General features: G+C 38.3%; 8 protein-coding genes and 1 pseudogene. 4 read left to right on the forward strand and 5 right to left on the reverse strand.

Translation table 11 applies throughout. The features are described from left to right. The 3 genes and pseudogenes from CDG56_RS16990 to adeS form a co-directional block, all read left to right on the forward strand. Window positions 1-79: pseudogene (locus CDG56_RS16990) on the forward strand (IS1 family transposase); the annotation flags it as partial. A gap of 269 nt (window positions 80-348) precedes the next feature. Then, window positions 349-1,077: an efflux system response regulator transcription factor AdeR gene (gene adeR / locus CDG56_RS15880; RefSeq protein WP_032073130.1), complete on the forward strand. Its 729-nt coding sequence runs from the start codon at window positions 349-351 to the stop codon at window positions 1,075-1,077. Next, a complete protein-coding gene (gene adeS, locus CDG56_RS15885; RefSeq protein WP_032073131.1) occupies window positions 1,067-2,173 on the forward strand; it encodes a two-component sensor histidine kinase AdeS in 1,107 nt (368 codons plus the stop codon). The genes adeR and adeS overlap by 11 nt, the downstream gene beginning before the upstream one ends. Before the next feature lie 103 nt (window positions 2,174-2,276). Here adeS and CDG56_RS15890 read toward each other — a convergent pair whose 3' ends face one another. From CDG56_RS15890 to CDG56_RS15900, 3 genes are all read right to left on the reverse strand, one after another. Then, the gene (locus tag CDG56_RS15890) at window positions 2,277-3,791 is read right to left on the reverse strand and encodes an MFS transporter (RefSeq protein ID WP_032073148.1); all 1,515 of its coding nucleotides are present in this window, start codon (window positions 3,789-3,791) and stop codon (window positions 2,277-2,279) included. Window positions 3,792-3,904: 113 nt separating this feature from the next. Then, window positions 3,905-7,009 (reverse strand): multidrug efflux RND transporter permease subunit, encoded by a 3,105-nt coding sequence (locus tag CDG56_RS15895; RefSeq protein WP_270915313.1) that lies wholly within the window; start codon window positions 7,007-7,009, stop codon window positions 3,905-3,907. After that, the gene (locus CDG56_RS15900; protein WP_032073150.1) at window positions 7,006-8,169 is read right to left on the reverse strand and encodes an efflux RND transporter periplasmic adaptor subunit; all 1,164 of its coding nucleotides are present in this window, start codon (window positions 8,167-8,169) and stop codon (window positions 7,006-7,008) included. The genes CDG56_RS15895 and CDG56_RS15900 overlap by 4 nt, the downstream gene beginning before the upstream one ends. A gap of 426 nt (window positions 8,170-8,595) precedes the next feature. Here CDG56_RS15900 and CDG56_RS15905 point away from each other — a divergent pair, with 426 nt between their 5' ends. Next, window positions 8,596-9,192 (forward strand): LysE family translocator, encoded by a 597-nt coding sequence (locus tag CDG56_RS15905; RefSeq protein WP_074163998.1) that lies wholly within the window; start codon window positions 8,596-8,598, stop codon window positions 9,190-9,192. A 27-nt stretch (window positions 9,193-9,219) separates the two neighbouring features. Here CDG56_RS15905 and CDG56_RS15910 read toward each other — a convergent pair whose 3' ends face one another. Together CDG56_RS15910 and CDG56_RS15915 are read right to left on the reverse strand one after the other, a co-directional pair. Beyond that, entirely contained in the window at window positions 9,220-10,038 is an 819-nt protein-coding gene (locus tag CDG56_RS15910) for an AraC family transcriptional regulator (protein WP_032073151.1), read from the reverse strand. 251 nt (window positions 10,039-10,289) lie between these two features. Beyond that, complete coding sequence (locus CDG56_RS15915) at window positions 10,290-10,853, reverse strand: recombinase family protein (RefSeq protein WP_032073152.1); 564 nt, start codon at window positions 10,851-10,853, stop codon at window positions 10,290-10,292. Between the last annotated feature and the right edge of the window lie 71 nt (window positions 10,854-10,924).

A 10,924-nucleotide genomic window follows, 5' to 3' on the forward strand; every position in this document is an offset into this window, starting at 1 on the left:
AAGTCATTATGAATCTCTCGAAGTAGATGAGTTCTGGAATTTTGTTGGAAATAAAAAGAATAAACAATGGCTTATTTTTGTTCAAAAGTCATATTTTACCTCGGAGAAACCGGACATTTTTATTGGTGAGAATATAGACACTTTAAATGGGTTCTAACACTCTCGTTTCGTATAACAGCCATTATGTTAAATGAATGATAATTGACATTTTGTTCATTAATACTGATATGCAACGAATTTTATTATATGTCACCCCTCAATTACAAATATAAATGACTGCTCGTCTAATCATCTCCATTACACAATTAAATGTTAAAATGCATAGCTACTTCATCTAAGATAAAATATATGTATCCAAATCTACAGCACAGCTTCGAAAACAGCGTCATTCTCGTTGTAGAAGATGATTATGATATTGGTGACATTCTTGAAAAATACATAAAAAATGAAAACATGCAGGTCATCCGTGCATTGGATGGACAACAAGCTTTAGAGTGCCTAAAAGCCAACTCTATCGACCTGATTCTCCTTGATATTAAATTACCCAAACTAAATGGCTGGGAAATTCTACAAATCATCCGTCAAACAAGTCATTTACCTGTCATTATGCTGACTGCCTTAGATGATCAAGTGAATAAGATCATGGGGCTAAAAATGGGTGCTGATGACTTTATTATTAAGCCATTTAACCCAAACGAAGTGATTGCACGAATACAAGCCGTACTTAGACGAAGTACAAGCCAAAATATGGAAATAACTAATATTATTCGTTATAGAAATATTGAAATTAATCCAGATCATCATCAAGTTTACATTTCAAATGGTCAAAGAAATCAGTTGCTCAACCTTACGTTAACTGAGTATAAGATACTGTTTTTGATGGCAAAAACACCGAATAAAGTCTTTACACGTAATGAATTGATCCAAAACTGTATGCCTGAAAGTGATGCTTTAGATCGCACTGTAGATAGCCATATCAGCAAATTACGCAAAAAACTTGAAGAAAATGATGTAAATGGCTTATTAATCAATGTCCGTGGCGTGGGGTATCGCTTAGATCAAAATCATGAAATTTAACTTTTTTAAAAATTCTGTTGGAATTAACTTCCAGTTTATTATCATGATGAGCCTATTCAATTTAGGCATTACGCTGTTATCTTTCATGATTGGCTATTTTGTTTATAGCTGGGCGATAAAAATAGGTTTTCTAAATACACAAGTTATTAATTCAAATGAATTTTCAGTTACCTCCGTTGACTTTATCTGGCTGTTTTTAGTGCTATTAACAGGCTTTTTTCTTTCTACTATCCTCGCCTTTAAATATGGAAAACGCTATACACAGCCAATTAGTGATTTAGCAGATGTTATTCAACAAATTCAACAAGGCAATTTAGCACTCAGAATTAAACAGCCACATCATGATATTCCACATGAAATCAAGTCTCTTATTGAGAACTTCAATGAAATGGCAAACCAACTTGAAGTATCAGTTAAGAATTCAACTGTTTGGAATGCTGCAATTGCACATGAATTACGAACACCTGTGACAATATTACAAGGTCGCTTGCAAGGTATTGTCGATGGTATATTTATTGCCGATAAAGCTTTACACCTAAGCTTATTGAACCAAGTCGAAGGCTTATCTTACCTTGTGGAAGATTTACGGACACTGACACTTATTGAAAATAAACAATTACGATTAGAACTAGAAAAGACCAATTTAAAAAATAGTATTGAAAAATGTCTGCAGATGTTTAATGAACGGTTTCATGTTAAAGGTTTAACTATTGTTTTAAATTTGACGGATAAATTGGTTTGCGTTGATATAAGAAGGATGGAACAGGTCTTTATTGCATTGTTCTCTAACTTTCTAAGATATTCGAATGCTGGAAAAATAAATATTACATCTGTAACCACAGCAGAACATTGGGTATTGACGTTTGAAGATGAAGGTCCTGGTATTGATGAATCGCATCTTAAACACCTGTTCAAACCCTTCTATCGACTGGAAGACTCTAGATCATGTCTAGATGGCGGTACTGGATTAGGCTTGGCAGTGATTGATGCAATTATTGAAGCACACCAAGGTCATATTTATTATTCTAAATCCAAAAACTTAGGTGGCAGCTGTTTTACTATTCAACTAAATCGTAAGACATCAACTCATTTATAATGTGTTAAGTTCAGATTAATACGGCTTAATTTAAACCATAAATTTAAGATAAATTGATGTCTGAACTTAACCATTCTGTTTGATGATCCTCAAATAAATTTCATCACAATGAATTCTCATCTCGATATTTAGCTAGCATAAAAAATACCACAATGGAGAGTATCCCGATGATAATCCCTGCTGTTAATAATAAATTAACATGAGCTGAACTGAAGGCAATTTTACCTGCGTTAATCAATGCTGTACCTTGTTCAACGGGTAACTGGCTCGCCACTAAATAGGTATCACCAATCGAAAGTCTGGCTTTTTCTGCTAAAACAGCAGTTAAATCTGACGGCACTTGAAGATGACTGCCAAATATATAGGCCATGAAAACACCAAATAAAGTAATACCTAGTCCTGTACCCAGTTCATAACCTGTACTTTCAAGTGAACCTGCCGCACCGCCCTTTTCTGCAGGTACTGAGCCCATGATCGCAATGGATGAAGCTGTTAAACCAATACTCAGTGTTAATCCAATCGAAGCTAAAATAAAGGGAACGATGATTCCCGGATGATGAAAATCTGAATAACTCAAACTGACCAACGCAATTGCTGCCAATATTAATGACATGGTCGCAACCAGACGGAGTCCAAATTTATTGGATAAAAAACCAGCAATAGGCCCGCCAATAGCGGCCGCAACCATAATCGGAACCATAAAAAGACCGGCTTGCAGCGGTGTTAAACGAATGACATATTGCAGCTCCATTGCCAAAGTTAACTCAACCCCTGCCAAAGCGCCTGCAGCAACCATTGCCATAATAATGCCGGCTAAAATAGCAGGACGTGAAAATAGCGAAAGATCTAGCATCGGCTGAGGAGAATTCAGCTGTTTGCGTACAAATATGGTTAATAAGCCGATAGATAAAACGACCAAAGGCAAGACAATCAACAACGACTGTTTACCGCCTAAGCCTGCTTTTAGTGCATATACAAACGAAATCAAACCGACAATCAGCAATAGCGCTTGACCAAATGCCCAATGTCCAGGGGTTATAGCTTCTTTTCGGGACAATAAGAAATAGCACATTGGTGCGACAACCAGCATGATTGGGACGTTAATCAGGAAAACTGAACCCCACCAGAAATATTCTAACAATCCCCCACCAATGAGCGGTCCAATGGCGGCACCGGCTGATCCGATTGTGCCCCAAATACCCAGCGCAATGGCACGTTCGCGACTGTCTTCGAAGGTTCTGCGAATAATACCCAATACACAGGGCATAATCATGGCACCGCCTAATGCTAATAAAGCACGTGCGGCAATCAGCATAGAAGCCGTTTGGGAAAATGCCGCAAGGACTGAGGCAATTCCAAATATAACCAAGCCAATCAGCAGAATCTTACGATTGCCGACACGATCAGCCAAAGTTCCCATCGGAACTAAAAGTCCAGCCATAAGTAATGGATAAATATCAATAATCCATAAGACTTGGTTACTTGTGGCACTCAGCGATTGGGTTAATGAGGGAACCGCAACATGCAGTACAGTCATATCAATCACAATCGGCAGAAATGCAAGCACGACAGCGAGCAATATCCACCAGCGTTTCGGATCAAGATTGGTAGCTTTCATGATTAAACCTATATTGATGGTTTATTAAATCAATTCTGAAATAAAGATGTAAATGAAAGATTTGTTGTGGGCTAAACTCGTTAACCCACAGCTTTTATTCTCAGTTTTGATGCTTAATGTGCCGCTTTACGTTTCGAGAATTTCTCAACCATGCTCATGACGACAATAAAGAAAATCGGTACAAAAATAACAGCTAGAATTGTTGCGCTGATCATGCCGCCAAAGACGCCTGTACCAATCGCTTTTTGAGTTTCAGAACTAGCGCCACTGGCAATGACTAAAGGAATAACGCCACAGGTAAATGCCAAAGATGTCATTAGGATTGGACGTAAGCGCAATTTAGCGGCTGCAACGGTTGCCTCCACTAAACCCATTCCTTCTTCTCTTAGTGCTTTTGCAAACTCAACAATCAAAATAGCATTCTTTGCAGATAGACCAATAATCGTGATCATGCCGACCTTAAAGAAAATATCATTTGGCATACCACGTAACATTACTGCTAAAAAGGCGCCAATCAACCCTAGAGGGACAACTAGCATCACAGAGAATGGAATTGACCAGCTTTCATAAAGCGCTGCCAAGACAAGGAAAACGACTAACATCGACAACAGTAATAAAAACAAGGTTTGTGATTCCGACTGTTTTTCTTCTAGAGAAATCCCAGTCCACTCATAACCCACACCTTTCGGAAGTTGTTCAATCAAATTTTCCATCTCAGTCATGGCTTGTCCTGAAGATATACCTGCTGCTGGACTGCCAGAAATACTCAATGATGGACGACCGTTGTAACGATTGTATTGTTGTGGGGAATGTTGCCAAATTGGAGTAATTATTTCAGACATTGAAACCAATTTACCGCTTTGACTGTTCACCTTAATCTGAAGAATATCTTCAATACTCATGCGTGATTTGGCATCAAGTTGCACAATGACTTGCTGCATACGGTCATGATTTGGAAAATCATTGATATACATCGAACCCATTGAGGTTGAAATAATATCGGTCACATCACTGAAATTAACACCTAATGCCTGCAATTTATCTCTATCAATTTTAAGCTGTACAGAACTGCCATCTGGCAAACCTTCAGGATAGACCTCCGCCACGATTTTACTTTGTGCTGCTAATGCTAAAAGCTGATCTTGTGCTTCTCTTAAAGCAGGCATGCCAATATTGCCACGATCTAATAATCTCAGTGAAAAACCAGATGAGTTACCCAATTCATCAATTGCTGGTGGTAACACAGACATGGTTTGACCTTCTGAACTTTCAGCCATCGCTATATTGGCATTATTCACGACTTCTTGTGCCGTAATAGTACGCTCTTCGAATGGCAATAGATTGGTAAAATACATCGCTGTATTCTGACCAGATCCACTAAAACCAAAACCTAAGACCGCCATATTGTCTTTAATCCCCGTTTCTTGGTCTAAATAATTTTGAAACTCAGCAACGACTTTACGGGTACGTTCTTGAGTTGCATCCGCAGGAAGTTGAATCGAAGTCATAAACCACCCCTGATCTTCTTCTGGCATAAACGCAGTCGGAACGTGTTTAAAACTAAAAATCAGCACAATGACAATGCCTAAGAAACATAACATTGCGAGGGTTTTATGTTTAATTACTTTAAATAAACTGCGTTCATAGCGATTGTTCAGCTTCTCAAAACTGCGATCAAACGATGCAAAAACACCCTTTTTCTGATGGTCTTGATCAATCGGTTTTAACATCGTTGCACATAACGCAGGGGTTAATGTCAGTGCAAGGAAAGCTGAGAATAAAATTGAAACCGACATGGTAATGGTGAACTGACGATAGATAATCCCCACTGAGCCTGACGCCAATGCCATCGGCAAGAATACAGCGGCTAACACTAAGGTGATGCCAATAATCGGATTGGTAATTTCCTTCATGGCTTTAGATGTGGCTTCAACTGGAGATAAGCCTTCTGTCGCCATAATGCGTTCAACATTCTCAATGACCACAATCGCATCATCGACAATAATCCCGATCGCAAGCACCATACCGAACATGGTCAGCACATTAATCGAAAAACCAGCAAGCAGCATGACTGAGAATGTGCCAAGCAATGCAATCGGTGCAACAATCGCCGGAATTAAGGTGTATCGAACATTGTGTAAAAAGATAAACATGACAATAAAAACTAATGCCATAGCTTCAAGCAATGTCATGATTACTTTTTCAATCGAGATTTTTACAAAAGGTGCAGTGTCGTAAGGTATAGAGAATTTCATACCATCAGGCAGTGCTGAACCTAACTGTTCAATTTTCGCTTTAACACCTTCTGCAGTCTTGACAGCGTTGGCACCAGGACTCATTTGTATCGCCACAGCTGTAGAGGCTTTGCCATTTTCTAAAATCGCAAAGTTATACATCTGTGCCCCGATTTCGACACGAGCGACATCCGACAGTCGAACATTGGCGCCATTTTGTTGAGCACGTAAACTAATTTTCTTGAATTGCTCTACAGTTTCTAATTGACCTTGAGCAGTTAAAGGAATAGTAATTTGTTGCCCCGTCAAAGCAGGAACATCACCAATACGACCTGGTGATATCGGCAAGTTTTGGTTTTGGATGGCTGTATTCACATCTTGAATACTCAATCCATAAGAAACCAAACGATCTGGATCGACCCAAATCCGCATGGCTTTTTCAGCACCAAAATTTTGGACTTTACCAACACCGTCAACCCGCTTTAATTCTTCAATCACATAGCGAGTCATATAGTCACTGACATCAATTTCACTATATTTGCCATTCGGTGAACTTAAGCCCACCATCATTAAAAAACCAGACGACGCAGCATCGACCATCAGCCCTTGTTGTCGCACTGTTTGAGGTAAGCGTGACTCAATGGCTTTAATTTTGTTTTGCACATCAATTTGTGCAAGTTCTACATCTGTACCTGGTTTAAATGTTGCGGTGATTGTTGCTGTTCCAGAACTATCTGAACTTGAACTGTAATAAAGTAAGTTTTTGACACCTGACATTTCCCGCTCAATCAAGGTCACAACACTATCATTCAATGTTTTTGGCGTAGCACCTGGATAGATTGCCGTAATACTAATCTGTGGTGGCGCAACACTTGGGAATCGTGCAATAGGTAACTTGGGGATGCTTAGTACACCCAACAGAATAATAAATAAAGCAATCACCCATGCAAAAATAGGACGCCTAATGAAAAATTGGGACATTATTGCTGTCCTCCATTTTCCTTAATATTTGTAGGTTGCCACTGCTTAATTTTTAATTTTTGCTCAGGCTGTATACGATCAGCCCCTTCAACAATGACTTTCTCACCTGCTTGTAACCCTTGTTTGATCACATAGTTATTTTGATAACGTTGACCAAGCTGAACAGGCTTGCTTTGCGCTAAACCTTTTTGATTAACAATCGTAACATTGGCTTTACCACTAATATCATGTTGAATCGCTTGTTCTGGAACTAGGAGCGCATTTTCAACTTGAGCTCGGCTCATATTGACTCGAACATACATGCCTGGCAAAAGTTTTTGATTTTCATTATTGGCTAAAATACGGATTGTGACATCACCCGTATCAGGATCAACTTTAGTATCCGAAAATAGGATTTCACCTGTAACGTTATAAGGTTTACCCTGACTATTTAGGATTTCAACCGTATGTTTGGTATTTGACACGTCACCTTGCTGTAAAGCTTCCTGTAGTTTTTCATAATCACTAATTGATTGCTTTACATCAACATAGACTTTATTAATCTGTTGTATTACGGCCATTGCATTAGTATCACCTTGACCAACTAATGCACCCTCAGTCACTAAGATTTCACCAATCGTTCCCGAGATAGGGGCTGTAACAGTCGCATATTTAAGATTAAGTTGTTGTCTGCTTAACATGGCTTGCATTTGCGCCACATCGGCTTTTGCTTTTTGATAATCTGCTTCGGTATTGTTGTATTCCTGCTGACTAACCGCATTTACTTTTACTAATTCAGTGTAGCGTTTTAACAGCACCTGCAAACGTGTCACCTCAGCTTGTGCACGGTTTAAAGTGGCTTGATTGCTTTTTACATCTGCCTGAAATATTTCAGAATTCAATTTAAAAAGCGGTTGACCTGCTTGCACATAAGAGCCTTGCTTAAAAAGTACTTTATCAACAATTCCACCTACTTGCGGGCGAATTTCAGCAATACGGTAAGCGACAACACGGCCTGGAAGATTTTCAATTAAATTCATGGAATGCGGTAATACCGTGATGGTACTGACAACCGCTGGTGGCATTTCTGTTGGGGACTGTTCAGCATCTTTGGCTTGTGTACAGCCGATTAAAAGTACAGTTGTAATAAGTATTGAACCTATTAAATGATAATGTGTTGACATGCTTTTTCAGAGGGGGGGTTTTAGATACTACTATTTTGAAATAGCAGTGTTTATGAATTGCTGATGTTGTGTGGAGATTGTGTGGAGATTGTGTGGAGAGATTAAAAGATTTATTTTTTAATGACACGCTTAAACAGCGTGGCTTGTAAATTAGTATAAATAATTTTGTTGTTCTACAATTTTGATCGTATCTTAGTTTTTTCTCATAGTTCATGAACTTTAAAATTCTAAACCAAGACTAATATTTATATAAGCAATTGAAAATACAATACATAGTTTCTTTATACACTTATGAAGTGAACTTTAGGTGAACATAAGTTAAATAGAAATTTTTAATTAGTTCAGCACAAACGTACAATCTTTAAGGCCTATAACTCGATACCGTTCTCTCTTTGATGTTTATTGCTATCTAATTGAGTGAACTCTGTGGAAATATTTCTTTATACATTAAGCGTTATGTATAGCCCAGGCCCTGTAAATTTTATGGGGCTAAATTCTGGCCTTACAGGTCAATTAAAAAAGACTATAGGATTTTACCTAGGCATTGGTTTCGCCATGTTGATCTTATTCGTATTGTTTGGCTATATAGGTGAAGCTGTTATTCCACATGGATTGATTCATTATATTGCTTTAGCGGGTGCAATTTATACATTCTACTTGGCTATAAAAATGATTAGGGCGAATGTAGAAACAACTCAACAGCAAGAAAGCCATCTAACATTCTTAAATGGCTTATTTATTCAGTTATTAAATCCAAAAGCCATTCTCGTCATTCTACCTGTTACGACAATTATGTACCCTGCAGCCAAAATCACAGGAATCATGATCTTGATAGTTTCTTTACTGATTTCACTTGGTGCTGTTGGCGCACCATTCACCTATGCTCTGGTTGGAAAAGTATTAGGCAACAAAATTGCTAATCCTATCTGGTTTAATCGGCTAAATAAGCTGATGGGTATACTCTTGATTTTATCAGGGCTTTTTATGTTCAAAGATTTTCTTAATGGAATAAATCTGCTGTAGGACAAATTAGCCGTTCAAATCGAACGGCTATCTTTTAATATTTATCATTTTCCATTGAGTGGGAGTTAAACCAAATGTTTTTATAAAATGTCTGGTCATATGACTCTGATCAAAAAAGCCTGCATTTAAAGCAGCATTAACAATAGACTCCCCTTGAGCAAGGTAGAACTTAACTGTTTCTAAGCGACGCATGATCATATAACGGTGTGGGCTAGTTCCAAATAATAATCGGAAATCACGAGAAAGGCTCCAGCGGTCACGATCAGCATGTTTCTCTAAATCTGACAAACTTAAGTTTTCATGTGGATACGCCAAAATACACTCACGCGCTCTCTCTGCTGCCTTGTAGTCAAATTTTTTGTTTTGGTTAGATGAAGTATCTGAAATTTCACACAGTGTAGTTGCCAAATCAAATAGAGCATCTTCCTCTTCTAGGGTATCCATATAATTATTTATATTATTTAGAAAGCTATCCATTGCCCTAAACAGGCGAATATCATTACTTAAGCCATGTCTGATAAAAGGCAAAGGTTTACCCTTTAAAATGGTTTGGATCATCGCTGGTTCGATGTAAATCATTCTATAGCGATAGCCATCTAATGTTCCTGATTCACCATCATGCTTTTCATCCGGGTGTAGAACCATAGTCATGCCTGGCAAGCTATGTTGCAATGTACCTTTGTAATGAAAGTTTTGAACTCCGGAAAGAGTCCTGCCAATAGCATAAGTATCATGTCGGTGAGGTTTATAAGCATAATTGGAAAGAAATGCTTCAATTCTTTCTAATTTATGATTTTGAGTGGGGGATCTCACAATCCAATTATTTCCACTGGAGAAATCAGGCATAATTGATGGCCAATTTTTCGTAGATTCTATTGTAGATTATTTTTCACTTTTCCTAAAATTAACATAATACACGTTATACGTAATGCTTGATATTTCTCTTTAAATATCATTATATTAAAGCAAGCCGTTCTGAAATATAGGGCACCAGCAGAGCGGCTTTTTATTGATTATTCATGTTCCACGCTTAAAATTCGAACAGTGTTTCATGATTTTTATAAGTTAAACTAAATTTAGTTGCTAATCCCAATAAGCTATTCACTAACTTGTAAATATCGGTATACCGCCTGACGACTAATCCCAAAAGCTTTCCCTAATGCCATTTTCGATGGATACTTCCCCTCCTTCCATGCTTGTCGTAAAGCTTCAGCTTGGTCAGGCTTTAGTTTATGCACCCGACCTTTGTACTTCCCCTGAGCAGAGGCGAGTTTTATTCCTTCCTTTTGCCGCTCTAAAATGATCTCACGTTCGAACTGTGCAAAAGCACCCATCATTTGAAGCATCAAATTATCCATCGGGGTGGATTCGGCTGTAAAAGTAATATTTTCTTTTACAAACTGGATGGCGATCCCTCGTTTGACCAGTTTATCTACTTCAGTGACCAAATCTTTTAGGCTTCGCGCAAAACGATCCATTGAATGTACAATCACCCTGTCCCCTTCCCGGACATAGTTCAACATTTCCTGAAATTTAGGTCGGTCAGTATTTTTACCTGAAGCACGGTCAACAAAAATCCGGTCGACCTCAATTCCTTCAAGTTGACGTCCAGTGTTTTGCTCGACAGAACTTACCCGGACATACCCTACTTTTTGGGGCACTGTTGCAAATAGGCTGACATGATAAGCTAAATATCTTATTTATTTCGAGATACAGCAGATGAATCCCTTCC

The organism is Acinetobacter sp. WCHA39, from assembly GCF_002165385.1.
Classification (GTDB): Bacteria; Pseudomonadota; Gammaproteobacteria; order Pseudomonadales; family Moraxellaceae; genus Acinetobacter.